Consider the following 25,588-nt stretch of genomic DNA (forward strand, 5'->3'; position numbering starts at 1 on the left):
GCTGTGCGGGAATGAATTTTCAAACAGGCCCTGGCATAAGGAGAATCATCAGAATGAAGAAAAGAATGTGTGCAGTCAGTCTTTCTTTCGCCCTTGCTATCACCGCATATGCCGTGAACCCATGGATTCCAGCTTCCGGTTCCATGTCCGGTTCGGCCAGTGATGTGACGGCTTCCGGGAAGACGGCACAGGAAGATATGCTGTCCATCAGCCAGAGCGGCCAGCCCCTGCAGGCCTTTGCGCTGGGTCCGGGAGTTGTAAACTTATCCCCGGCAGATCAGTTTTCCACCTATCAGTGGGGACTTAAAAATGACGGTGAATTTCAGCTCGTTGAGATAAAAGCGAAATTTCAGGCCGCTGACAATATTTACTCCCGCGGCAAAGGCGGTTTCGGTCTTCCCGGGCTGGGCCCCGGAGACTTTGAGTCGACGGTTACCGATGCAGTTACCGGCGTCGATATTAACATTCGTCCCGCCTGGGACCTCTATGACCAGTCCGAACATAAGCGTTCCGTCGTCGTTGCCATCATTGACACAGGGATCGATTATAATCATCAGGAATTCTCCAATGCCATGTGGACGAACCCCGGTGAAATCCCCGGTGACGGAATCGACAATGACGGAAACGGTTACGTGGATGATATTCACGGCTGGAACTTTTATTCCGGCAACAGCCAGATATTTGTTGGAGAGGAAGACAGCCACGGCACTCACGCCGCCGGTACCATCGCTGCGGTCCGGGGCTCCTATGGAATCGCCGGCATCACGGATAACAGTTACGTAAAGATCATGTCGCTGAAGGCCTTGGGCGGCAGTGACGGAACCGGTTCCCCGGACTCCGTAATCGAGGCGATCCACTATGCGGAAGCCAATGGCGCCTCCATCTGCAACCTGAGTATGGGAACCTCCTCTTATAACGAAGCGCTGGCCCAGACCATGCAGAATTCAAAGATGCTGTTCATCGTCGCCTGCGGCAACGGCGGTTTCGCCGGGAAGGGATATGACACCGATCTCTATCCCGTTTATCCCGCATCGTTTCCATTTGACAACGTCATTTCCGTTGCCAACTTACTGTTTGACGGGAACTTAAGCCGTGACTCCAATTATGGCGCCGCCAGCGTGGATATTGCAGCTCCCGGAACCTATATCGTCAGCACGCTGCCCGGCAATGATTACGGTTTCATGAGCGGCACCTCCATGGCGGCCCCCATGGTAACCGGAGTCGCCGCGATGCTCTATTCTTACCGCCCCGAGCTTTCTCTTCAGGATGTGAAAAATATTCTGCTGAATTCCAGCCGGAAATCAGACCAGTTAAGCGGAAAGATGGTAAGCGGCGGAATACTTGATGCGTATGCCGCACTCAGTTATCAGCAGTAACAGAGGATTGGATCAGGCTCCTGGGAGCCGTTAAAAGGACGTACCTGTCGAAGATTAAACAGGTACATCCTTTCTCTCACTCAGATGCATATACAGCAGCGGATAAGGATTTCCCTGTTCATCCGTATCCGTCCTTTTGTAACAGGTAAACCCCATATGTTCATAGAAGCCTTTCGCCTGCGGGTTTTGTTCATTTACACACAGTTCCCGTATTCCAAGCTTCTCAATCCCATAGGCAAGAAGCCGACCGCCCAGCCCCTTTCCCCGTTCCTCCGGTTCTATAAACAGCATTTCAAGCCGCCCGCCATCCGCCCCCATAAAGGCGGCCGGCTCATTCTCTGCATTGACAGCAATGATCAGTACAGGAACCTCAAGAAGCGCCTCCGGAACATACGCTTCTATTTTTCTGATCTCCTGATCATTGAGAAAAAGATGGGTCTCCTTTACAGAGCGCCGCCAGATTCCGGTCAGACAGGCAATCAGTTCACTGCTTCTTTTTTCCAGTATGACAAGATTATACGGATCATCCCTTTTCTGGCTATTTTTCTTTCCATTCTTTCCCTGCATCTCTCTCTTCTTCCCTGTTCTCTCTTCTATCATATTCGGTTTCCCCCATTTCATCAGGCCATTTCCTGAACTATCCAGTCAGGCCTCCGGTCTTACTATAAAAATAAACGTGACCGGCCGACACATACGTTTTGTGTCATACAATCACGTTCATTTTCGATAAAGGGCATGGAGTCCGGCTGTCACAGGAGATCCACGTCTCCGGTGAAGTTTCAGACTCCTCCCGCCCGTTCTCTACTGTTCCATGGCTCTCCATCTGAAATTCGGAATGATATCGGACCATTTGTTAATGCCTACAATTGGTTTTGCAAAATCTGTGGCTTCCAGCGTATATTTTTTCTTGTCAATATCCCGGAATACCTGCCATATCTTACGGCGTCTTGTGGCCACAATGGTATCACCCTTATTCATATCGCATTCCCACAGGCCGAAAGCCAGCCCGCTCCGCACCTCCAGCGGTGCATCTACCTGACGGCTTAAAATATAAGCGTCAATGTAGGGATTACTGTCCACCAGATAATAAGAATAGGCAAATGCTGCCGCCTGAATCTGTGGAATGTCTCCTCTTGTCGGACTCTTGGCCGTAAAGCCTTCTTCCGTAAGGATAATATGGCGTACATCTCCGGTCGGTGAGCGGAATGCAGACTGTGCCATGTAATCCGTCAAAACATTTAAGTTGGCAAAGTTGATGACAGGGGAATTAAAATCACTGGTAATCCATCCGGTCTGAGCATCATCCCAGAACTCCGGTTCTGTCATCGGCGCCGGATATGGATGGTAAGACAGTCCCCAGTCCATCTGGCCCTGAACCGCCGCGATGGAATTAAACGTATCTACAATATTCTTTCCGCCATACTTTAACTTATTGTCAATCTCATTGTTCCAGTTGTAATCCAGAGAGAAATACACCCTGTCATTGGCGCTGACGCTCTTGATTGCCGTATAGAACACGCGGAACGCATCCTGATACGCCTGAACGTAGCTGTTCAAATCCCATGCGCCGGTATAGTTCCACTGTTGGTTATTGATCTCATTGCCGATAATCCAGTTGGATATCTTGCCCTGATCCGGATTGGAACCATCATAGCGCTCTGCAAGGAAGGAGGCAATCGCCTTTGTCTGCTCGAAACCGGCCTCTGTCGCTGCATTAAACAGATAATAAAATGCATTGGAGGACTTTTTGGTACCGGGATAGATCAGGTCCGGTGTAGCATCATTCCAGCCATTTAAAATAATAGCCGTAACCGTCATGCCTTTCCCGGAAAGTGCGCTTATGGTCCTGTCGTAATCCTCGATGACACGCTTATCAAAGTGATACGTCTTCCCATCGTACTGGTAATCAATTCCCTGTCCCAGAATCTGATGGAACGCAATGTTGGTACCTACGTGCTTGACACCCAGTTCAAACGCATCCGCAAGCATATTAAGTTCGATATTAAGCCCTTTTTTCGTCAGCGGATCATTAAATTCAGCCGTGTTGGACGCTACCGCCTCGGGATTTGTTATATAATGCGGCTCGCTGACTTCGATATATTTTGTTCCATCCCAGACCGCTGCCACGAACCGGCTGTATAACCGGTCATCCGCAGTTCCCTTGTTAAGCGGAAACTGATAGGTAACTTCTGTTCCGAACGCCGCAGCTCCCGCATAATCGAGGCGTCCCTCTAAATCCTTCTGATACGGCTTCTGCTCCACCAGATAGAGAACTCCATCCGTACCGGTCATGTCTCCGCTGCTGGTGACCTTTACCGTCACACTCTTCTTATCGGGATTGATCAGGCAGGAGGTGATTGACGACTCCACCTTTGGCCCCTGTGTCTCAGCTTCCGCTGCGTCCGCAGTTTCCTCCGTACTGGCAAATGAAGCAAACACACCGGTAAAACACAAGAGCACTGTAATCAGTATGCCTGCCGCTCCTTTTCGTATCAACTTACTATCCATTCCTGTTCCCTCCGTGATGTCTGACTATATGTACCCTACCATGATACCCAATTGCCCTGCCATTTGCAATAACGTTTTTATTACGGAATTCTAAATTTACTTACAATATTGGTACAGACATGCTCTAGTAAACGACGAAGCTGTGTGCTGTGACAATCTCCATCCAGTGTTCGGTTTTCAGGCGGTTCGTAAAACGGTCCACACGCTCCGTGCCCGGGTAAAAGGACATCTGATAAGCCTTTTTCCAGTCTTTGTACGTTACTTCATAAATAAATTCGTCAGGAAGTGCGACTGCCGGTATTAGGGATCCCTTTAAGTTTTCCACAGCGGTTCCGGCCGCTTCCCGGAGACGCCTGTCCACTACGGACTGCGGGACACAGAACGTAGCGCCGCCTGTGCCGTGTTTTATTCCGGCAGCAGCGATATGTGGTGCCAGTTCTCTGGCATCCCGGCACACAGCTTCGTCGCCGGACAGAAACAAAACGGGAATTCCCAGTGAATAAGCCGTGTAGGTGTTTAGCATAAATTCACTCATGTAACGGCCGTTTAGACGGATGTACTGGCTGTTTCCCGTAGACGTATGGCTGACTGCAAATTCCGGACTGCCGGCGGCCGCATGGTATCCAAGGAAAAAGACTCCGTCAAAGGTTTCGTCAAGTCCGAACATCATGTTGTATGGATGACCACTCTTTCCTCGGATCAGCGTAACGTACTCCGGCATCGCAAGAGGGTTTATATTGGAGGCATCTCCGTGGCCGTCTTTTACTACAATGGTGTCTGCTCCGGCGGCATGGGCCGCCTCACATACTAACACGACTTCTCTTGTCATTTCTTCGGCGTATCTTTGATATACAGCTTCATTTTTGTGTGTTTCTTCGGTAAAGCTTAGACCGGCACAGCCTTCGATGTCGGCACTGATAAATAGTTTCATGGGTATTCCTCCTTTGGCCTCCCGCCAGTCCGCAGTGCATCTTCTTGTCCGCAAAGTCGGCGGACAAGAAGATCCGGGCTTTCGCCCTATAAAAATAAATGCAAAAACACCCGGCGAAGAGCGAGCTCTCCTCCGGGTGTTTCCGCATTTATTTTTGCACTGCTCATTGCTTACGCATTATTCAATAATTGTAGCAACCTTTCCTGATCCAACGGTTCTGCCGCCTTCACGGATAGCGAAACGAAGACCCTGCTCCATAGCTACTGGGTGGATTAACTCTACAGTCATCTCTACGTTATCGCCAGGCATACACATCTCTACGCCTTCTGGAAGATCACATACGCCAGTTACGTCAGTTGTTCTGAAGTAGAACTGAGGTCTGTAGTTGTTGAAGAAAGGAGTATGACGTCCACCTTCATCTTTTGTTAAAACGTAAACCTGAGCTGTAAATTTCTTGTGGCACTTTACAGAACCTGGTTTAACAAGACACTGTCCTCTTTCGATTTCAGTTCTCTGAACACCACGAAGTAATGCACCGATGTTATCACCAGCCTGAGCCTCGTCTAACAGCTTACGGAACATCTCGATACCTGTAACAACAACCTTACGGGTCTCTTCATGGATACCAACGATTTCAACTTCATCAGATACGTGTAATGTACCACGCTCTACTCTACCTGTAGCAACAGTACCACGGCCTGTGATAGAGAATACGTCCTCTACTGGCATTAAGAATGGCTTGTCTGTTTCACGAACCGGATCTGGAACCCACTCGTCTACAGCGTTCATTAATTCAAGAATCTTGTCGCCCCACTCACTGGTCGGATCTTCAAGAGCCTTTAATGCAGAACCCTGGATGATTGGTGTATCATCGCCCGGGAATTCATACTCGTTTAAGAGTTCACGGATTTCCATGTCTACTAATTCAAGTAACTCGGCATCGTCAACCATATCGCACTTATTCATGAATACTACGATATAAGGAACGCCTACCTGACGGGAAAGCAGGATGTGCTCTCTTGTCTGAGCCATAACACCATCGGTAGCAGCAACAACAAGGATAGCGCCGTCCATCTGAGCAGCACCAGTGATCATGTTCTTTACATAGTCAGCATGGCCTGGGCAGTCAACGTGTGCATAGTGTCTCTTCTCTGTCTCGTACTCAACGTGAGCAGTAGAGATTGTGATACCACGCTCTCTCTCTTCCGGAGCCTTATCGATGTTCTCGAAAGCAACAGCCTCACCAGTACCTAATCTCTCATGAAGAGTCTTTGTGATAGCAGCTGTTAAAGTTGTTTTACCATGGTCAACGTGACCAATGGTACCGATGTTACAATGCGGTTTGGTTCTTTCAAATTTAGCTTTGCCCATTTTATAACGTCCTCCTTAATTTGTGCTCTTTTGAGCTTTCATTTTTATGTTAGGCTGTCTTTTATTATATGCTATTTATGCACTATTTTCAAGCCTATTTGATGGATTCCGGGCGGTTTTAAGCCGCTCGGAGTCCATTTAGTACCCGGATTTTCCGGCCTGCTGAAGTCCTTTTGGGGATCAACGGATTATTTACCGTTTTTCTCAGCAAGCACCTTCTCCTGTACAGATTTTGGTACTGGCTCATACTTCTCGAAGAACATAGAGTAGTTACCACGTCCCTGTGTTTTGGAACGTAAATCTGTGGAGTAGCCAAACATCTCTGCCAGCGGAACGAATGCTCTGACAATCTTACCGCCGCCTAAGTCATCCATACCTTCGATACGTCCACGACGGGAGTTGATATCACCGATAACATCACCCATGTATTCTTCCGGCATGGTTACTTCAACCTTCATGATCGGCTCAAGTAAGATAGCTCCTGCTTTGTGCATCGCATCCTTGAACGCCATGGAACCGGCGATGTGGAATGCCATTTCACTGGAGTCTACCTCATGGTAGGAACCGTCATATACGGTTGCATGAACACCCAGTACAGGGAATCCGCCAAGAATACCGCACTTGGAAGCTTCCTCAATACCTTCACCGACTGCCGGGATATATTCCTTCGGAATAGCACCGCCGACAACGGAGGAATCAAACTTAAACAGTTCTTCTGCGTTGGCATCCATCGGCTCAAAGTGAACCTTACAGTGTCCGTACTGTCCACGTCCACCGGACTGCTTCGCATACTTGCTGTCTACGTCAACAGCCTTTGTAAATGTCTCCTTGTAAGCAACCTGAGGAGCACCTACGTTAGCTTCTACGTTGAACTCACGCAGCAGACGGTCTACAATGATCTCCAGATGAAGCTCGCCCATACCGGAAATAATAACCTGACCGGTCTCCTGGTTTGTCTTCGCTCTGAAGGTCGGGTCCTCTTCTGCAAGCTTTGCAAGCGCCTCGCCCATCTTGCCCTGACCAGCTTTGGTCTTTGGCTCGATTGCGATATCGATAACAGGCTCCGGGAATTCCATGGATTCCAGGATAACCGGATGCTGGTCGTCACAGATAGTATCGCCAGTTGTTGTGGTCTTGAAACCTACAGCAGCAGCAATATCTCCTGCATAAACCTTATCTAACTCCTGTCTCTTGTTGGCATGCATCTGAAGGATACGTCCAACACGCTCTTTCTTGCCCTTCGTGGCATTGAGAACGTAAGAACCGGAATTCATACTTCCGGAGTATACACGGAAGAATGCTAACTTACCCACAAACGGGTCTGTCATAATCTTAAATGCCAGTGCTGAGAACGGCTCGTCATCGGAAGAATGTCTCTCGATTTCATTGCCATCCATATCCACACCCTTGATGGACGGGATATCGGTCGGAGCAGGCATAAATTCTACGATTGCATCAAGAAGCTTCTGAACACCTTTGTTTCTGTAAGCAGTACCGCAGCATACCGGAATCGCTGTACATTCACATGTCGCTTTTCTCAGTGCTTTCTTCAGTTCCTCTACAGAAGGCTCTTCCCCTTCCAAATACTGCATCATCAGATCATCATCAAGCTCGCAGATTTTCTCTACTAATTCGGTATGATAAAGCTCGGCATCGACTTGCATATCCTCAGGGATCTCAACGATGGAAATATCCTCACCCTTCTCGTCATTGTAGATATATGCCTGCATCTCGAACAGATCGATAATACCTTTAAATTCATCTTCTGCGCCGATCGGCAGCTGAAGACAGATTGCGTTTTTGCCAAGTCTGGTTCTGATCTGATCAACGGCACCGTAGAAGTTCGCACCCATGATATCCATCTTGTTGATGAATGCCATACGCGGTACATTGTAGGTATCCGCCTGACGCCATACGTTCTCAGACTGCGGCTCAACTCCACCCTTTGCACAGAACACGCCTACGGCGCCATCCAGTACACGAAGGGAACGCTCAACCTCTACTGTAAAGTCAACGTGGCCTGGAGTATCGATAATATTGATACGATGCTCTAAAGCGCCTGGTTTCACCTTGCAGTGTTCCTGCAGAGTCCAGTGGCAGGTTGTAGCAGCTGAAGTGATTGTGATACCTCTTTCCTGCTCCTGCTCCATCCAGTCCATGGTAGCAGTACCCTCATGAGTATCACCGATTTTATAGTTTACACCAGTATAATAGAGGATACGCTCTGTCAATGTTGTTTTACCAGCATCGATATGGGCCATAATACCAATATTTCTGGTTCTTTCCAATGGATATTCTCTTCCAGCCAAAGCTTTTTCCTCCTATTAGAATCTGTAATGAGCAAATGCCTTGTTTGCCTCTGCCATCTTGTGCATGTCTTCTTTCTTCTTTACAGAAGCACCAGTGTTGTTGGCAGCATCCATAATCTCATTAGCCAGTCTTTCTTCCTGGGTCTTCTCGCCTCTCTTACGGGAGTACAGAGTGATCCATCTGAGTGCTAAAGCCTGTCTTCTCTCAGCCTTAACTTCGATCGGCACCTGATAGGTGGCACCACCGATACGTTTTGCCTTTACTTCCAGTACAGGCATGATGTTGTTCATCGCTTCTTCGAATACTTCAACGGCAGGTTTGCCTGTCTTTTCTTCTACTCGGCCGAATGCGCCGTATACAATCTTCTGAGCAACGCCCTTTTTACCATCTAACATGATGTTGTTGATTAACTTGGTAACAACCTTGTTATTGTAAAGCGGGTCTGCTAATACGTCTCTCTTCTGAGTATGTCCTTTACGTGGCACGTTACTTCCCTCCTTAATATCGCCGCCAGAGCCTGCTTTGTGCAGGTTCCACAGCTCTTCATTAGATCTTAGGTACTCACAAACATTGAAGTTGCGTTCGCGCTCGGTTCTCTTATATATAATCCTGCAACCTACAGGTTCAATATCTAAAGTCCGGCACTAGAAATTCAATCATGTGGTTCTAATTATTATTTTTTGTCTTTCGGTCTCTTAGCACCGTATTTGGAACGAGCCTGCTTTCTGTTGGCTACGCCGGCAGTATCCAGTGTACCTCTGACGATATGATATCTGGTACCTGGTAAGTCCTTTACTCTTCCGCCACGGATTAAAACAACGCTATGCTCCTGTAAGTTATGACCCTCACCTGGAATGTAGCTTGTTACTTCGATACCGTTAGAAAGACGTACTCTGGCGATCTTTCTGAGTGCTGAGTTAGGCTTCTTAGGTGTGGCAGTCTTAACTGCTGTGCAGACACCTCTCTTCTGAGGAGCGGAAACATCAGTAGCTCTCTTCTGTAAGGAGTTGTAACCCTTCTGCAGAGCCGGAGCTGTGGATTTCTTTACGGATGTCTGTCTTCCCTTTCTAACTAACTGGTTAAATGTTGGCATTCTTTTCACCTCCTGTGATATTGTCTGTGGTTGCTGTATTTCGTTCAGCCTGGTTGCGCGCACAAAAACATGACGCGTTTGTGCACGCCTAATAATTATATACACTTTGCTTTTTTCTGTCAAGGAAAATTTTTTAAACATTCAAAAATCGTTTTACCACTGATCTCAGCATTCCACACTCTCCCTGCCGGAAAACCGACTCTGCCGGGGTTAGAAAGTGAAAACAAAATAAAAAGAGGCACATCCGGCCCGGACTTTGCCTCTTTTTCTCTGTTTTTCTATCCCCGTTCTATTGAACGAGTCTCGGTTTATCCATTTTCCCTTCCACTACCGTCTGCAGTTCCCGTATGGCTGCGTAATTGTCAATAATTCTGTCGTAATTGTACACAGTCTGTTTCTTAACGGTATCCATATCTTTCCGAAGTTCGTAAATATTATCCCGCACATCGGCCATCTCATTCTTCAGTCCATGCACTTCGCCATACAGCGTTAATATATCGGTGCGAATCGGTTTTAATTTTTCTTCTAATTTCTCTTCCAGTTTTTCTTCTAACTTTTCTTCCAGCTTCTGGTCGAATTTCTGATCCAGCCGCCTTTCCAGTCCATCAAGCATGACGGCAATCGCATCTAATGTTTCCTGATCTGCCATAGTATCATCTCCTCTTCTGCAAAGTGACAGGCAAGTTTCTTTCCCTATCATAACATGAAAAACAGGCAAAGTCCAACAATATACAGTTATCATGGTACTGTTTTCTTCTGGGACATCTGTCGAAATGACCGGACAACGGCAAATCAGCAGAACTGCTGTTTTTGATACCGTATACTAAAGATATCACATTTTCACCCAGGACGCAATCTCTGTTTTTTCATCTCGCTTTATATAGCGTTCATTTCTGCAGCTGTCATTTCGCGTCGCGGCGTTTGACCGCCTCATCTTCCTTGCCGTTTCTCTGATGGCACTCTATCCCACAGCTGCCGCAGCATCCTCCGCATCCTGACTTTCCCATCTTTTTGTCCCGTCTCTTCTTCCATATTACTGCAGCAACAGCAGCGATCAGAATGATTCCGATTATAAGATCCGCCATGAACCCACCTCCGGTTTGTTATTTCATCGGATTTTAGCATTGTTACATAAAATCTGACATTTGCATATAAAATACAGCCTTTCCCACCGTACATCATCCACAGCGCACGGTAATAAGAAACCCGGCGAACAGGCCGGCTGAGCTTACACCCAACCGGCGCTCTCCACCGGGACTTATGATTATTTCTCAGACTTCTTTATACGTCCTCTTCATCGATTTCATCAATATCAAGAACTTCCTCAGCCTCTGCATACTCTTCTGTTACGGGAATTACAAGATCATCACCAAGGATAATCTCATCCTCATTCATCTCTTCCCCGTCTGTACTCAGCTTAACAGTACGGTAACGCTTCATTCCGGTACCTGCCGGAATCGGTTTACCGATGATGACGTTCTCCTTTAAACCGATTAAGTGGTCTACCTTGCCGTTGATCGCGGCTTCGGTCAGAACCTTGGTCGTCTCCTGGAAGGAGGCCGCTGATAAGAAGGAATCGGTAGCCAGGGATGCCTTGGTAATACCCAGCATAACCTGCTTTCCTTCCGCCGGTTCCTTGCCTTCTGCAAGAAGCGCCTCATTCATATCATTGTAATCAAGAACGTCCATGGAGGTTCCCGGAAGCACATCGCTGTCTCCGCTCTCCTCGATCTTGATCTTCTTAAGCATCTGTCTTACGATCATCTCAACGTGCTTATCATTGATCTCAACACCCTGCAGACGGTATACACGCTGTACTTCCTGAATCATGTAATCCTGTACCGCGCGGACGCCCTTGATCTTTAAGATATCATGCGGGTTGATACTACCTTCTGTAAGCTCGTCGCCGGCCTCTAAATAGACGCCATCCTGAATCTTGATTCTGGAACCGTAAGGAATCAGATACGTCTTGGAATTGCCGGTCTCATTATCTGTAATAATAATCTCACGTTTCTTCTTCGTATCCTTGATCGTGGCTACGCCGCCGAACTCTGCGATAATCGCAAGTCCCTTTGGCTTACGTGCCTCAAAAAGCTCCTCGACACGGGGAAGACCCTGTGTGATATCGCCGCCGGCAACGCCGCCGGTATGGAACGTACGCATGGTAAGCTGTGTACCTGGTTCACCGATGGACTGAGCGGCAATAATACCGACTGCCTCACCGACCTGTACCGGCTGTCCCGTAGCCATGTTGGCACCGTAACATTTTGCACAGACACCCAGATGGGATTTACAGGTGAGAACGGTACGGATCTTGACAGAATCGCGTCCCAGCTTCTGTAATACCTTCATAACCGCAGCTGCACGCTTCGGAGTACACATATGGTTAGCCTTCACAACCACTTCCCCTGTATCCGGATCCGTGATGGTTTCAGCAATATATCTGCCTGTCAGTCTCTCCTCCAGCCCCTCGATCGTCTCCTGGCCATCCATGAATGCCTTAATCTCCATAAACGGAATTGACTTGCCTTCGCAACAGTCTACCTCACGGATAATCAGGTCCTGGGAAACGTCTACAAGACGTCTCGTTAAATAACCGGAGTCGGCTGTACGCAGCGCCGTATCGGAAAGTCCTTTACGCGCACCGTGCGCAGAGATAAAGTACTCCAGTACGTCCAGACCTTCACGGAAGTTGGACTTAATCGGAAGTTCAATGGTATGACCGGTTGTATCGGCCATAAGTCCACGCATACCGGCCAGCTGTTTGATCTGCTTATCGGAACCTCGGGCACCGGAGTCCGCCATCATGTAGATGTTGTTGTACTTGTCAAGACCGGTTAACAGATCGTGAGTCAGCTGATCATCCGTTTCCTTCCAGGTATCAATAACCTCTTTATAACGTTCTTCTTCCGTGATAAGGCCACGTCTGAAGTTCTTGGCAATCTGGTCAACCGTCGCCTGAGCGTCGGCAATCAGCTTCGGCTTGCTCTCCGGCACGGTCATATCGGAAATGGAAACGGTCATTGCCGCTCTCGTGGAATACTTGTAACCGATCGCCTTAATATCGTCTAACGTCTCAGCGGTCTGAACTGCCCCGTGAACGTTGATAACTTTTTCCAGAATCTGCTTTAACTGCTTCTTTCCAACGTGGAAATCCACCTCCATCAGAAGCTCGTTGCCCGGAATGCTTCTGTCAACGAAGCCAAGATCCTGAGGAACGATCTCATTGAAAATGAAACGGCCTACCGTGGACTCAACAATGCCTGTCTTTACGGTGCCATCCGCCATCTTCTTGGTCACTCTCGCCTTGATTCTGGAGTGTAAGGTTACAGCTCCGTTCTCATACGCAAGAATCGCCTCGTTCACATTGCGGAATACCATGCCCTCGCCCTTGGCGCCAGGTCTTTCCTGGGTCAGGTAATAGATACCGAGAACCATATCCTGAGACGGAACGGCCACCGGACCACCGTCGGAAGGTTTCAGTAAGTTGTTTGGCGAAAGCAGTAAGAAGCGGCACTCCGCCTGTGCTTCTACGGACAAAGGCAGATGAACAGCCATCTGGTCGCCATCGAAGTCGGCGTTAAATGCAGTACACACCAACGGATGCAGCTTGATCGCCTTACCTTCCACCAGAATCGGCTCGAACGCCTGGATGCCAAGTCTGTGCAGAGTGGGGGCACGGTTTAACATAACCGGGTGCTCCTTGATTACATCTTCCAGCACATCCCAGACCTCGGTCTGAAGTCTCTCAACCATCTTCTTGGCATTCTTTATATTGTGAGCGGTGCCGTTGGCAACCAGCTCCTTCATAACAAACGGCTTGAATAACTCGATCGCCATCTCTTTCGGAAGACCACACTGGTAAATCTTCAGTTCCGGTCCTACAACGATAACGGAACGTCCGGAATAGTCAACTCGCTTTCCTAACAGGTTCTGACGGAAACGTCCCTGCTTACCCTTTAACATATCAGAAAGAGATTTAAGAGCACGGTTTCCCGGTCCGGTAACCGGTCTGCCTCTTCTTCCGTTATCGATCAGCGCGTCAACAGCTTCCTGAAGCATACGCTTCTCATTGCGGACAATGATATCCGGCGCGCCCAGCTCCAGAAGGCGGGCAAGACGGTTATTTCTATTGATAATTCTTCTGTATAAATCATTTAAATCGGAGGTGGCAAAACGTCCGCCATCCAACTGTACCATCGGGCGGATATCCGGAGGGATAACCGGGATTGCAGTCATGATCATCCATTCCGGTTTGTTGCCGGAGTTGCGGAATGCCTCTACAACTTCCAGTCTCTTAATAATTCTGGCACGCTTCTGGCCGGTCGCATCCTTCAGTCCTTTTCTCAGTTCCTCGGAATCCTTCTCCAGATCGATGGCCTGCAACAGCTCAAGGATGGCCTCTGCACCCATTCCAACACGGAATGCGCCGTAGCCGTATTTATCAACCTCTTCACGGTATTCCTTCTCAGATAATACCTGCTTATACTGAAGTCCCGTATCCGCAGCGTCCAGCACGATATAGGATGCAAAGTACAGTACCTTTTCAAGGGTTCTCGGTGAGATATCGAGAATCAGGCCCATACGGCTCGGGATTCCCTTAAAATACCAGATATGGGAAACCGGAGCGGCAAGGGCGATATGGCCCATGCGCTCTCTTCGAACACTGGCCTTTGTGACTTCGACACCGCATCGGTCACAGATAACGCCTTTGTATCTGATCTTTTTGTATTTACCGCAGTGACACTCCCAGTCCTTACTCGGTCCGAAGATTCTCTCGCAGAAAAGACCGTCTTTTTCCGGTTTTAAGGTTCTGTAGTTGATCGTCTCAGGCTTTTTAACCTCGCCATGGGACCATTCAAGAATCTTTTCCGGAGACGCTAACCCAATTTTGATAGCGTCGAACGTCATTGGGTGATAAGTTTCATTATTCTCAGGCATGAGCGGTTCTCCTTCCTAACATACACAACTATTCTTCGTCTGATTCGTCTAAATCGGCGTCATCGAAATCCTCGTAAGAATCGTCGATACCGTCTACATCCTCTTCTTCTTCAACACTCACCAGTTCATCATCCTGGAATTCCTGCTTCTGGAAGCCGTAATCTGCAAGCGGCTCCTCTTCCCTGAATCTTCTGTCGCCCTCGATGATGGATCGTAAATCTGTCTCTTCATAATCCATGGACTCTGCAATCTGTACTTCGGTATTATCGTCACGAAGCACGCGCACATCCAGCGCCAGTGACTGAAGCTCTTTCAACAGTACCTTGAAGGATTCCGGAATACCCGGTTCAGGGATGTTCTCGCCCTTGATAATCGCTTCATACGTCTTCACACGGCCTACCACATCATCCGACTTCACTGTCATGATCTCCTGCAGTGTGTAGGATGCGCCATACGCCTCGAGAGCCCAAACCTCCATCTCTCCGAAACGCTGGCCGCCGAACTGGGCTTTACCACCCAGAGGCTGCTGGGTAACCAGGGAGTATGGGCCTGTGGAACGCGCATGAATCTTATCGTCAACCAGATGATGCAGCTTCAGATAATGCATGTGTCCGATCGTAACCGGGCTGTCGAAATATTCGCCGGTACGTCCGTCGCGAAGCCTTACTTTACCGTCGCGGCTGAGCGGAACTCCCTTCCACAGTTCTCTGTGGTCCAGATGTTCTCCCAGATATTCGATTACTTCCGGTTTCAGGGTGTCATTGTATTTATCCTGGAATTCTTCCCAGGTCATGTTAACGTAATCATTGGCAACATCGAGCGTATCCATGATATCGATCTCGTTTGCACCATCGAATACAGGAGTCGCAATGTTAAATCCAAGGGCTCTGGCTGCAAGGCTTAAGTGAATCTCCAGCACCTGCCCGATATTCATACGGGAAGGTACGCCCAACGGGTTCAGTACGATATCCAGCGGGCGGCCATTCGGAAGGAACGGCATATCCTCAACCGGAAGCACACGGGAGACAACACCCTTGTTTCCGTGACGGCCGGCCATCTTATCACCAACGGAGATCTTTCTCTTCTGGGCAATGTAAATACGTACCGTCTGGTTCACGCCAGGAGACAGCTCGTCGCCGTTCTCCCTTGTAAATACCTTGGCATCCACGATAATACCGTAGGCGCCGTGCGGTACCTTTAAGGAAGTATCACGGACTTCTCTTGCCTTCTCACCGAAGATCGCACGAAGCAGTCTCTCCTCGGCCGTCAGCTCGGTCTCTCCCTTCGGAGTTACCTTTCCGACCAGAATATCGCCGGCACGGACCTCCGCACCGATTCGGATGATACCTCTCTCATCCAGATCCTTTAACGCGTCTTCACCGACACCTGGGACGTCACGGGTGATCTCTTCCGGTCCCAGCTTGGTATCACGGGCTTCCGCCTCGTATTCCTCAATATGAACGGAGGTATAAACGTCCTCCTGAACAAGTCTTTCACTGAGCAGAACGGCATCCTCGTAGTTATAACCTTCCCATGTCATGAATCCGATAAGCGGGTTCTTACCAAGGGCGATTTCACCATTCTGTGTGGACGGGCCGTCTGCGATGACCTCGCCCTTCTCCACGTGGTTATTCTTATATACAATCGGCTTCTGATTATAACAGTTGCTCTGGTTGCTTCTCTTAAATTTTGTCAGATGGTAAACGTCTCTTCCGCCGTCGGCATCTCTCTTGATGATGATCTCGTTGGAAGCGGAACGCTCTACCACGCCGGCATTTCTCGCCACAACGCAGACACCCGAGTCAACGGCTGCCTTGGCTTCCATACCGGTACCGACCACAGGCGCTTCCGTTGTCAAAAGCGGTACGGCCTGACGCTGCATGTTGGATCCCATCAGCGCACGGTTGGCATCGTCGTTCTCCAGGAAAGGAATCATGGCTGTCGCCACGGAGAATACCATCTTCGGGGAAACGTCCATCAGATCGATGCTCTTTCTCTGGAATTCGGATGTCTCCTCACGGAAACGTCCGGAAATATTCTTATGAATAAAGTGGCCTTCCTCGTCCAGCGGTTCGTTCGCCTGTGCGACTACGAAGTTATCTTCTTCGTCGGCAGTCAGATAAACGACCTCGTCGGTAACGATGGGGTTATTCGGGTCACTCTTGTCTACAAGACGGTAAGGCGCTTCCACAAATCCGTACTGGTTAACCCTCGCATACGTAGCCAGGGAGTTGATCAGACCGATGTTAGGACCTTCAGGGGTCTCAATCGGGCACATACGTCCGTAATGGGTGTAGTGTACGTCTCGAACCTCGAATCCGGCACGGTCTCTTGACAGACCGCCTGGTCCCAATGCGGATAAACGTCTCTTATGGGTCAGCTCAGCCAGAGGGTTGTTCTGATCCATGAACTGGGACAGCTGGGAACTTCCGAAGAATTCCTTCACAGCCGCAGTTACCGGTTTAATATTGATTAAGGACTGGGGAGTGATTCCCTCCATATCCTGTGTCGTCATTCTCTCACGAACCACACGTTCCATTCTGGAAAGGCCGATCCGGTACTGGTTCTGCAGCAGTTCGCCGACCGCACGGATTCTACGGTTTCCTAAATGGTCGATATCGTCGGCATTCCCCACCTGCTGCTCTAAATGCATATTGTAGTTGATGGATGCCAGGATATCTTCTTTTGTGACATGCTTCGGAATGAGTTCGCCTAAGCTTCTGTGAATCGCGCTCTTTAATACTTCCTCATCTTCCGTGCCAACATCTTCCAGAATTTTTTCAAGGACCGGATAGAATACTAACTCCGTAACACCTGCGTCCTTCGGATCGAAGGATACGTAAGCCCCTAAATCCACCATTAAGTTGGATAAGACCTTCTGCCTGCGCTCTAAGCCTTCCACCCATACGTAAGGTACGGCTGCATTCTGAATATCCACGGCAAGCTGCTTGTCTACAGTCGTACCGGCCGTCGCTAATATCTCGCCGGTAGTGGTATCCACCACATCCTCAGAGAGCACATGGCCCACGATACGGTTCTTGAAATGAAGCTTCTTATTAAATTTATATCTTCCGACCTTGGCAAGATCATATCTTCTCGGGTCAAAGAACATACTGTTTAATAAACTTTCTGCACTATCAACAGATAAAGGTTCACCTGGGCGGATCTTCTTATATAACTCTAATAAGCCATCCTGGTAATTATCGGACGTATCCTTACCGAAGCTGGCCAAAAGCTTTGGCTCCTCGCCAAACAGCTCTATGATCTCGGCATTCGTTCCGAAACCAAGGGCACGGATCAGCACGGTAACCGGGACCTTTCTGGTCCTGTCTACACGTACGTAGAAAATGTCGTTGGAGTCAGTCTCATACTCCAGCCACGCACCACGGTTTGGAATTACCGTACAGGTATAGAGTTCCTTACCTACCTTGTCATGTCCGATACCATAATAGATACCTGGGGAACGTACTAACTGGCTGACAATAACACGTTCGGCACCGTTAATCACAAAGGAACCGGTATCTGTCATAAGCGGAAGATCACCCATGAAGATCTCATGTTCATTAATCTCATCTTTATCTTTATTGCAAAGCCTTACCTTGACTTTTAAAGGAGCCGCGTAAGTCGCATCTCTTTCCTTGCATTCTTCTATGGTATACTTGATGTCGTCTTTACATAATGTAAAGTCAACAAATTCCAGACTCAAGTGACCCGCAAAGTCTGCGATCGGAGAGATATCTTCGAAGACTTCCTTCAATCCCTCATCAAGGAACCACTGATAGGAATTCTTCTGAATCTCGATCAGGTTAGGCATCTCAAGGACTTCTTTCTGTCTCGAGAAGCTCATTCTCAGGCTTTTACCGGCTGGGACCGGACGCATTCTGCTTTTTTCCATTGACGTTTCACCCCTGTTTTCTTTCTATTGGTTCTGTTTTTGGGCATAAATGTCCCTCAAGGCACATGATGCCACAATAGTGCACATTCCATAATATCATAGCGTTGTCAAGGTGTCAAGCATTTTTTACTTGCACTTTCCATAATAAAATGCTATACTATTACAGATAGACTTTATTTACAAAATGAACTATTGGAGGTATTCCCCGTGAGCACATTTTTAAACGTATTACTGGTGATTCTTCTCATCTTAGTCGTGGTACTGGCTGTTCTCTATTTTCTCGGAAGAAAGCTGGAAAAACGCCAGGTTGAACAGCAGCAGGCTCTGGAAGCGGCAGCACAGACCGTATCCATGCTGGTCATCGACAAGAAAAAGATGAAGCTGAAGGACGCCGGACTTCCAAAGATCGTTTACGAGCAGACGCCAAAGTACATGCGGCGTGCGAAGGTGCCGATTGTTAAGGCCAAGATTGGTCCGAAGGTCATGACGCTGATTGCAGATGCGAAGGTATTCGATGTTCTTCCAGTCAAGACGGAGGCTAAGGTCGTGGTGAGCGGTATCTACATAACCGAGATCAAGAGCATTCGCGGCGGAGCAGTTCCGGTTGCGCCGAAGAAGAAGAAATTTATGGACAGGTTCAAAAAAGGGAAAAAAGAAAAGAACGACAAAAAGTAAATTGGAGACCGCTTCATTGGCTGAGGGCTGATGGGGCGGTTTTTTGATGGGAGCTACGCCCCAGTACCTGGAGAGAGGCGGAGGGAGGAATGGGAAACAGCTTCTTGTTTCTTCGGTGGCAGGAACTAAAGCGGGAAGAGACGGAAAAGAGGGGGATCGCGAAAACTCCGCCGAACTCCTGAAGGACTTCGCCTCCGTGTTCACTTGAAAGCTGGCTTTGAGGCCAGCTTTCACCCCCTCTTTTCCGTCTCTTCCCACTTAAGTTCCTGCGAACCTCAGAAAAGGAAACTGTTTCCCATTCCTCCCTCCGCCTCTCTCCAGGTACTGGGGCTGTGTATTGGCTCCACTAAGAGATGTATATTCAAAGGTTATATCATTTATAAATAGAATTGGGTGAATCTACAGTAATATTCAGACAACAGTTACTTACTGATTGTTTAAAAAGCAGGTTTTAGGTTTTCGCTTTTTGCTCTTGTTTTTCTTACTCAGCCAGTACACAGCCCCATACCTGCCGGGCGGTTCGGGGAAGTGGGAGAGACGGGGGAAGAAACCGTTTCATTTTCTGAGGTTCGCAGGAACTTAAGCAGAACGGTGGGAAAAATGGGTGGTGAAAGTTGGCCTCAAAGCCAACTTTCAAGTGAACACGGAGGCGAAGTCCTTCAGGAGTTCGGCGGAGTTTTCGCGATCCGCCCATTTTTCCCGCCGTTCTGCTTTAGTTCCTGCCACCGAAGAAACAAGAAACGGTTTGTTCCCCCGTCCCTCCCGCTTCCCCGGACCGCCCGGCAGGTATGGGGCGTTCCCTTTTACAAATGAATATTCGCCGTAGACTTCGAGTGAATATCCAGATTAATATTACATTCCGACACATGCTGATAATTAATATCCAAAGAATACGATACCCTTACCTTTAAACTGTCCTCGTCCTCGGCAATCATGATATCGTTCGTGTTAATTCCGATCATCATCTCCCCGAAAGGCGTGGCATAACAGGAAAGGTTTTTCTTATCCTTTTCAAACGTCATATGGACATTAGAAGATCCCCGCTTTATGATATCCAGCCCCTGGGGACGGATTTTTATCGTATTTCTTATAATGTCGTTCTGACCTTCCATGACCTCGTCATACAAAATATAATGGCTGCCGTTTTTCTGAAAATAATCGCCGGCTGTGATCATCTCGACCTCATTGCTGTCACCTTCTGCAAGCTGAATGCCGCTTATGGTAATCAGTACATCTCTTGTCATATCAAAACTCCTCTATGTTGATCTGCCTGGTTTCCTTCACCGCGCCGGGAAGAATCGACGTCGCAAAGCTGGTAAATTTCTCCGCCAAATCGCTTACGTAAAACAGATACTGCTCCTGGCCTACTGCCGGGCCGCTGCACAGCAAATCTGCTTCCGTAAGGACGGATTTCAGTTCCAGAGCCGTCTCATACGCCGGATTCACCAGAGTCACCTCCGGCCCCATCAGGCGGCCCACCGTAGAACGTAAGAGCGGATAATGGGTACAGCCCAGAACCAGCGTATCAATATATTTGCCTTTCAGCTCACTTAAGTACCGGGAGGCGATCTCATCCGTAACGGAATCGTGCAGAAGCCCCTCCTCCACCAGCGGTACCAGGAGCGGACAGGGCTTTCCGGTTACCTCGATATCAGGGCGCATTTCCATCATTACCTTTGTATAGACGCCGCTTCGTATCGTTCCCTCCGTGCCGATGATCCCGATCTTTCCGTTTTTCGTCGCCTGGGTCGCCGTCCTGGCGCCTGCGTGGATTACACCGATGATGGGAATATCCAGTTCTCCCTCCACCGCCTCCAGCGCATAGGCCGTCGCAGTGTTGCACGCGATAACAATCGCCTTTACATCCTGTGTCAGGAGAAAGCGGATAATCTGTCTCGTAAAACGGATCACCGTATTGCCGGACTTATTGCCGTACGGAACTCTGGCCGTATCACCGAAATAGACGATCCGCTCTTCCGGCATCTGCCTCATAATCTCCCGCGCGACAGTCAGACCACCGACACCGGAATCAAATACCCCTATGGGTGAATTTCTGTCTGCCATACTGTCTCTCCTCAGGTTTTGGTCCGTCGTTTAAAGCTTATAGCGGTCAAACGCATGATCAACCAAACGGTCAACCAGCTGATCCTTGCTGACTCCGGCAGCTTCCCACAGCATGGGATACATGCTGATGGCCGTGAATCCCGGCAGCGTGTTGATCTCGTTAAACACCACGGTTCCGTCATCCTTTACAAAGAAATCCACACGGGCAAGACCGTAGCCGTCCACGGCCCGGAAGATGGCCTTTGCCGCTTCCCGTACCGTATTGGCCGCATCTCCCGGGAGCTCCGGATTGACAACGGTTCTGGAGTCGGAATTATAGTATTTGGCATCAAAATCGTAAAATTCAGCGGCAGCCAGAATCTCACCCACACCGGATGCCTCCACCGGAACCAGGCCGCCTCCGAATACGGCGCATTCGATCTCCCGCCCCTTAATCATCTCTTCCACCAGAATCTTCCTGTCATGCTTTGCCGCCTCATAAAGTGCAGCTTCCAGTTCCTCTCTGCTGTCCGCGCGGGCCACTCCCTTGGACGAACCGGCATTGGACGGTTTCACAAATACAGGGTAAGTAAACTTCGCTTCGACTCTGCCAGCCACAGCCTCCATGTCACCCAGATCAGACCGCATCACCGGAACGTAGGCGGCCTGACGCACACCCAAATCGTCAACAACAATTTTTGTATACAGTTTATCCATGGATACGGCGGAAGCAAGGACACCGCAGCCTACATACGGAATTCTCGCCAGCTCTAAGAGGCCCTGAACGGTTCCGTCCTCCCCAAACAGGCCGTGAAGCACCGGAAATACGACATCCACTTTCACAAACTCTGCCCGGTCTCCTTCCGTCAGGATGACGCACTGCTTCGTAGCATCCGGGGAAATGACTGCACTCGTCTTCCCTTCCCTCCATCTGCCCGATTCAATATCCTCTGCCGATTCCGTTTTGATCCAGTGCCCGTCTTCTGTAATTCCGATCAGAAGAAGGTCGTATTTTTCTCTATTCATATGATTGATGACGTTGACCACAGACATGCAGGACACCACATGCTCAGATGACTGGCCGCCGAATAAGACGACCGCTGTTTTCCTGTTCATTTTGCTTTCTCCTCATACTTTCCATCCCCTGCGGCATTCTGTCTCCACAGGAATTTCCTTTTTACAGTGTTTATATTATAGCACATATGGTTACAATTACAACTGATAGATTGTTTCGTTTTCTCAATACAGATATTACAGACAGGAGGTACTTTGATGAACTATAAACGTGACCTGTTCCTATGCATAACCTGCCTTTTACTGGCATTTCTTCTTACCATGGCTTCCGGACGCCGGAATGAAGAAGCCATGGCCGCCCGGATCGCACCGGAAATCCTGCGGTTCCACGTCCTGGCCAACAGCGATTCCGATGAAGACCAGCAGTTAAAGCTGCGCGTGAGAACCCTGCTCCTTGATTCAATATATGAGGGACTGGGAGAAAATGCCTCCCTGAACGATACAAAAGAATACGTTCTTTCCAATAAAAACAGCCTGGAACAGCAGGCGGAAGATTACATGAAAGCCCAGGGATACGATTATCCCGCACATATGGAAGTGACCAGATGCTATTTCCCCACAAAAACCTACGGCGACATGGTGTTCCCCTGCGGCACCTATGACGCGGTACGGGTGGAAATAGGCAGCGGAAAAGGACACAACTGGTGGTGTGTCCTCTATCCTCCGCTCTGTTTTGTTGATTCGACCTATGCGGTCGTTCCCGATTCCTCCAAAGAAGTTTTAAGACAGTCCCTGGATGCCGCTGATTACCAGGCGCTGCTCATCAGGCAGCCGGAGGTTCACGTGCGGATACGCTCAAAGTTTCTCGATCTGCTGAAAAAAGACAGCAGTGTAACAGAAGGACGGGAACAGCCTGACCGCTGATCCCATCCCTGTCTGTTACACTGCTGTTTCACCGTGCTCTATTCACTCAATGAATTGCTTCCGTTTTACTGGGGAACAGATACGAATCCCTGGACAGCCCAGTCGTAATCAAGCATGGCCTGAAGAAGCGCCGTGTCGGCGGACTTTCTGGCGCCTTCCGCCTGATAGTACTGAACCTCGGCTCCAAGGTACTGAAGCTTACTCAGCATGTTTAACTGATACTGGCGCTCTGCTGCCCCTTTGGCGAGAAGCGCCTTCTGATACGCGGTTTCTGCCGCATCATTTAATATCTTCTTCTGCTGCATGACCTGATATAAACGCTGCATTTCAACCGTCAGCTGCTGCTCCGATACGTCTATGTTTTTCAGACGGTTATCAATCGCCGCAGTAGACTTGGTCGATGACGCATGACGCTGTGAAATCAGAGTCTGATTGTTTCCTATGGCTTTCTGTATGTCAGCCGTAAGGTCAATGGAGGCAATTTTAGATGGATCCGCCGCAGGGACAGAACCGATCTCCGGCACAGAGTCAGCCTTCCAGCCCGTCAAAAGGCAGAGCTGAGTGCGCAGGTTACCGGCCAGATTGCGGAGATTATCGAGCTGGGACTGAGAGGACAGCAAGTCGCTCTGAGCCTGTAAAACGCCGGTGTCCGTAGCCATGCCGAGTCCGGCCTGAAGCTTTGCGGCTTCCAGCGCCTCTTTCTGTAGTTCCACCACCTTTTCCAGCGTCTGCACCTGGGCGCGGAGATTATCATAGGAAATCATCAGAGTCTGCGTTCCCTTTAAGGCGGATTTCACGCCTGTATCCAGCTGCTTCCTGGCCTTTTCCAGCTGTTTGTCTGTGGCTTTTGTCGTGGAAGCCGGAGCGGAAATCAGTCCCTCCAGCCCTTTGATCGTGGTATTCAGTTCCAGCAGCGCCTTCGCTTTTTCTTCTGAATCAGGCATTGCCTCCAGCTGCTTTTTCTGCTGTTTTAACGTCTTTACCAAGTCTTTATAATCATTGTCTTCAATATCGTTCCTTACTGCCCTGACCGTCGACGCTGTATCATCCTCATTGAACTCAAGCTGGCTGTATGCATAACTGATCTCCGGGTTATACTCACGGATCAGATTTTCCAGTTCATCATACTCCAGATTGTTATCCTGCAGTCTGGCCGCGGTCTCCGCATCGTAGTCCGACAGCTTTGCCCACGCGGCGGACGGGCCTGTAAATGTAAGTGCACCGGCCAGAGCCATGCACAGCATTATCTTCCATTTTCTCATGTTTTACTCCTTCCGGCTGGTGTAAGCTTTCCTGTCTGCCGGCTACATGCCTGCGCTGGCACTTGCCAGACCATTTACGTTCCAGTCATACGATTCCATAGCCTGGAATAAGTCCATGTCCGCGTTCTTCATGGCAGTCTGTGCCTGTAGATACGCATACTGCTGGGACAGATAATCCAGACGGCTGATCGTCCCGATCGTCATCTTCCGCTCAGCCGCTTCCATATTCTTCGAAGCCGCGTCAAGAGCCACTGACGCCTGCTGATAGGCGGTCTGCGCCTGAATTACATTCTTATATGCAGAATCCACTGAGGCGCCGATTCTCTGAATGTTGTCGTCTATGGTCATCTGAAGGCTCTCTTTTTTAGAATTGCTGGAAGAGTTGGCCAGTTTTTTCCGGTTGATGCGGAGCGTATAATTGTTCTCCAACGCCTTTTCCTTATCTGCCGACGGATCCATGGCTGTAATCCGGTTCAGGTCAGCGGACGGTATCCCCATGATCTCCGGAGAAGCATCGTATCTCCAGCCCAGCATAACGCAGAGCTTCTGCCGCGTGTTCTCTAAATCGGACTGGGCGGTTAAAATAGCGGCGTCTGCATTCTGTAAGTTTTCCCGGGCTGTCAGCAGATCCATCTGCGTGGCCATGCCATTGTTCATCTTAAGCGCCACGGAATCATAGGTCGCTGCCAGAAGCTCTCTGTTTTTCTGTTTCAATTCCAGATCCAGAACCTTCTGATGGTATAAAATCATGTTGGCCTGGGCGTTGGACACCAGCGTCTTCTCCGTCTGATCATACGTCATTTTAAATATCTCACTGTCTTCCACGCTGTCATCAGCCTGCTGCTCAAGCGTCAGCGCCTGGGCTTCGGACATCGCATCGGAAAGAATCGATCCCGCGTCATCCTCTCCTGACATGCTGCTCCTGATCGCGTCGGCCGCGTCACGGTAGTCCTGTGCGATTTCATCGCTTGTTTTATTCTTTTTCTCGTTAAAATCACGCTGATTATTCTGTACCGTCACATTGTATTCATGTATCAGCCCCGCCAGTTCGTCATACTCCATGACATTGTCGCGAAGCTTTGCCCACTCCTCGGCGCTTCTGGCAAATTCCGGGCTGCCGGCCCAGGCAGTCCCTGTCGGAACGGCAGCCGCCAGAACTGCTGCCATACAGCAGGCACTTATCTGTTTCCATTTTTTCATCAATTGGTCCTCCTAACCTCGTACCGGATGGATTTCATGTTACAG

The 25,588-nt window shown here is 49.1% G+C and carries 19 protein-coding genes; 3 read left to right on the plus strand and 16 right to left on the minus strand.

Translation table 11 applies throughout. The annotated features are described in order from the left end of the window. The first annotated feature begins 53 nt into the window (after nucleotides 1-53). Nucleotides 54-1,376 carry a S8 family peptidase gene (locus NE473_RS11675; RefSeq protein WP_055650433.1) on the plus strand — a complete coding sequence of 441 codons (1,323 nt, stop codon included), beginning with the start codon at nucleotides 54-56 and terminating at the stop codon, nucleotides 1,374-1,376. Nucleotides 1,377-1,430: 54 nt separating this feature from the next. On the opposite strand, the gene NE473_RS11680 is transcribed toward NE473_RS11675, so the two are convergent. The 11 genes from NE473_RS11680 to rpoB form a co-directional block, all read right to left on the minus strand. Beyond that, nucleotides 1,431-1,976 (minus strand): GNAT family N-acetyltransferase, encoded by a 546-nt coding sequence (locus NE473_RS11680; protein WP_242866149.1) that lies wholly within the window; start codon nucleotides 1,974-1,976, stop codon nucleotides 1,431-1,433. A gap of 201 nt (nucleotides 1,977-2,177) precedes the next feature. Beyond that, nucleotides 2,178-3,884, minus strand: coding sequence for a DUF5722 domain-containing protein (locus tag NE473_RS11685; RefSeq protein ID WP_055650432.1), 1,707 nt, complete (start codon nucleotides 3,882-3,884; stop codon nucleotides 2,178-2,180). Between the two features lie 124 nt (nucleotides 3,885-4,008). After that, nucleotides 4,009-4,815 carry a M55 family metallopeptidase gene (locus NE473_RS11690; protein ID WP_055650431.1) on the minus strand — a complete coding sequence of 269 codons (807 nt, stop codon included), beginning with the start codon at nucleotides 4,813-4,815 and terminating at the stop codon, nucleotides 4,009-4,011. Between the two features lie 177 nt (nucleotides 4,816-4,992). Further along, on the minus strand, nucleotides 4,993-6,186 hold the full coding sequence (gene tuf / locus NE473_RS11695) for an elongation factor Tu (protein WP_055650430.1): 1,194 nt from the start codon (nucleotides 6,184-6,186) through the stop codon (nucleotides 4,993-4,995). A 188-nt stretch (nucleotides 6,187-6,374) separates the two neighbouring features. After that, nucleotides 6,375-8,495: an elongation factor G gene (gene fusA, locus NE473_RS11700; RefSeq protein WP_055650429.1), complete on the minus strand. Its 2,121-nt coding sequence runs from the start codon at nucleotides 8,493-8,495 to the stop codon at nucleotides 6,375-6,377. Between the two features lie 15 nt (nucleotides 8,496-8,510). Beyond that, a complete protein-coding gene (rpsG, locus tag NE473_RS11705; RefSeq protein ID WP_006771912.1) occupies nucleotides 8,511-8,981 on the minus strand; it encodes a 30S ribosomal protein S7 in 471 nt (156 codons plus the stop codon). 188 nt (nucleotides 8,982-9,169) lie between these two features. Next, a complete protein-coding gene (gene rpsL / locus NE473_RS11710) occupies nucleotides 9,170-9,589 on the minus strand; it encodes a 30S ribosomal protein S12 (protein WP_002604732.1) in 420 nt (139 codons plus the stop codon). A gap of 289 nt (nucleotides 9,590-9,878) precedes the next feature. After that, the gene (locus NE473_RS11715; RefSeq protein WP_055650428.1) at nucleotides 9,879-10,238 is read right to left on the minus strand and encodes a hypothetical protein; all 360 of its coding nucleotides are present in this window, start codon (nucleotides 10,236-10,238) and stop codon (nucleotides 9,879-9,881) included. A gap of 253 nt (nucleotides 10,239-10,491) precedes the next feature. Next, nucleotides 10,492-10,674 carry a FeoB-associated Cys-rich membrane protein gene (locus NE473_RS11720; RefSeq protein WP_055650427.1) on the minus strand — a complete coding sequence of 61 codons (183 nt, stop codon included), beginning with the start codon at nucleotides 10,672-10,674 and terminating at the stop codon, nucleotides 10,492-10,494. Between the two features lie 196 nt (nucleotides 10,675-10,870). Next, complete coding sequence (gene rpoC, locus NE473_RS11725; RefSeq protein ID WP_006771731.1) at nucleotides 10,871-14,530, minus strand: DNA-directed RNA polymerase subunit beta'; 3,660 nt, start codon at nucleotides 14,528-14,530, stop codon at nucleotides 10,871-10,873. Nucleotides 14,531-14,558: 28 nt separating this feature from the next. Beyond that, nucleotides 14,559-18,425, minus strand: a complete 3,867-nt coding sequence (rpoB, locus tag NE473_RS11730; RefSeq protein WP_006771730.1) for a DNA-directed RNA polymerase subunit beta — start codon at nucleotides 18,423-18,425, stop codon at nucleotides 14,559-14,561. A 207-nt stretch (nucleotides 18,426-18,632) separates the two neighbouring features. Between rpoB and NE473_RS11735 the strand changes: the two genes are divergently transcribed. Beyond that, nucleotides 18,633-19,100 carry a hypothetical protein gene (locus NE473_RS11735; protein ID WP_002604737.1) on the plus strand — a complete coding sequence of 156 codons (468 nt, stop codon included), beginning with the start codon at nucleotides 18,633-18,635 and terminating at the stop codon, nucleotides 19,098-19,100. 803 nt (nucleotides 19,101-19,903) lie between these two features. Here NE473_RS11735 and NE473_RS11740 read toward each other — a convergent pair. Genes NE473_RS11740 through NE473_RS11750 form a run of 3 tightly spaced genes read right to left on the minus strand, consistent with a single transcriptional unit; the run spans nucleotide 19,904 to nucleotide 22,259 of the window. After that, nucleotides 19,904-20,344, minus strand: a complete 441-nt coding sequence (locus NE473_RS11740) for a YwiB family protein (RefSeq protein ID WP_006771727.1) — start codon at nucleotides 20,342-20,344, stop codon at nucleotides 19,904-19,906. A 1-nt stretch (nucleotide 20,345) separates the two neighbouring features. Further along, nucleotides 20,346-21,164, minus strand: coding sequence for a glutamate racemase (murI, locus tag NE473_RS11745; RefSeq protein WP_055650426.1), 819 nt, complete (start codon nucleotides 21,162-21,164; stop codon nucleotides 20,346-20,348). A gap of 30 nt (nucleotides 21,165-21,194) precedes the next feature. Then, on the minus strand, nucleotides 21,195-22,259 hold the full coding sequence (locus tag NE473_RS11750; protein ID WP_055650425.1) for a D-alanine--D-alanine ligase family protein: 1,065 nt from the start codon (nucleotides 22,257-22,259) through the stop codon (nucleotides 21,195-21,197). 156 nt (nucleotides 22,260-22,415) lie between these two features. Here NE473_RS11750 and spoIIR point away from each other — a divergent pair, with 156 nt between their 5' ends. Continuing rightward, nucleotides 22,416-23,081: a stage II sporulation protein R gene (gene spoIIR / locus NE473_RS11755; protein WP_006771723.1), complete on the plus strand. Its 666-nt coding sequence runs from the start codon at nucleotides 22,416-22,418 to the stop codon at nucleotides 23,079-23,081. Nucleotides 23,082-23,146: 65 nt separating this feature from the next. Here the strand turns inward: spoIIR and NE473_RS11760 are convergent, their stop codons facing one another. Continuing rightward, nucleotides 23,147-24,343, minus strand: a complete 1,197-nt coding sequence (locus NE473_RS11760; RefSeq protein WP_006771722.1) for a TolC family protein — start codon at nucleotides 24,341-24,343, stop codon at nucleotides 23,147-23,149. A 42-nt stretch (nucleotides 24,344-24,385) separates the two neighbouring features. Next, nucleotides 24,386-25,543 carry a TolC family protein gene (locus NE473_RS11765; protein WP_055650424.1) on the minus strand — a complete coding sequence of 386 codons (1,158 nt, stop codon included), beginning with the start codon at nucleotides 25,541-25,543 and terminating at the stop codon, nucleotides 24,386-24,388. Nucleotides 25,544-25,588: the final 45 nt, after the last annotated feature.

Source organism: Hungatella sp. SL.1.14 (assembly GCF_024460495.1).
GTDB classification, from domain to species: domain Bacteria; phylum Bacillota; class Clostridia; order Lachnospirales; family Lachnospiraceae; genus Hungatella; species Hungatella hathewayi.

Excerpts from the sequence above, each read along its gene's own strand:
- NE473_RS11675 (WP_055650433.1), top strand. The coding sequence starts at position 54 with ATGAAGAAAAGAATGTGTGCAGTCAGTCTTTCTTTCGCCCTTGCTATC.
- NE473_RS11680 (WP_242866149.1), bottom strand. The coding sequence starts at position 1,976 with ATGATAGAAGAGAGAACAGGGAAGAAGAGAGAGATGCAGGGAAAGAAT.
- NE473_RS11685 (WP_055650432.1), bottom strand. The coding sequence starts at position 3,884 with ATGGATAGTAAGTTGATACGAAAAGGAGCGGCAGGCATACTGATTACA.
- NE473_RS11690 (WP_055650431.1), bottom strand. The coding sequence starts at position 4,815 with ATGAAACTATTTATCAGTGCCGACATCGAAGGCTGTGCCGGTCTAAGC.
- tuf (WP_055650430.1), bottom strand. The coding sequence starts at position 6,186 with ATGGGCAAAGCTAAATTTGAAAGAACCAAACCGCATTGTAACATCGGT.
- rpsL (WP_002604732.1), bottom strand. The coding sequence starts at position 9,589 with ATGCCAACATTTAACCAGTTAGTTAGAAAGGGAAGACAGACATCCGTA.
- NE473_RS11715 (WP_055650428.1), bottom strand. The coding sequence starts at position 10,238 with ATGGCAGATCAGGAAACATTAGATGCGATTGCCGTCATGCTTGATGGA.
- NE473_RS11720 (WP_055650427.1), bottom strand. The coding sequence starts at position 10,674 with ATGGCGGATCTTATAATCGGAATCATTCTGATCGCTGCTGTTGCTGCA.
- rpoC (WP_006771731.1), bottom strand. The coding sequence starts at position 14,530 with ATGCCTGAGAATAATGAAACTTATCACCCAATGACGTTCGACGCTATC.
- rpoB (WP_006771730.1), bottom strand. The coding sequence starts at position 18,425 with ATGGAAAAAAGCAGAATGCGTCCGGTCCCAGCCGGTAAAAGCCTGAGA.
- NE473_RS11740 (WP_006771727.1), bottom strand. The coding sequence starts at position 20,344 with ATGACAAGAGATGTACTGATTACCATAAGCGGCATTCAGCTTGCAGAA.
- murI (WP_055650426.1), bottom strand. The coding sequence starts at position 21,164 with ATGGCAGACAGAAATTCACCCATAGGGGTATTTGATTCCGGTGTCGGT.
- NE473_RS11750 (WP_055650425.1), bottom strand. The coding sequence starts at position 22,259 with ATGAACAGGAAAACAGCGGTCGTCTTATTCGGCGGCCAGTCATCTGAG.
- spoIIR (WP_006771723.1), top strand. The coding sequence starts at position 22,416 with ATGAACTATAAACGTGACCTGTTCCTATGCATAACCTGCCTTTTACTG.
- NE473_RS11760 (WP_006771722.1), bottom strand. The coding sequence starts at position 24,343 with ATGAGAAAATGGAAGATAATGCTGTGCATGGCTCTGGCCGGTGCACTT.
- NE473_RS11765 (WP_055650424.1), bottom strand. The coding sequence starts at position 25,543 with ATGAAAAAATGGAAACAGATAAGTGCCTGCTGTATGGCAGCAGTTCTG.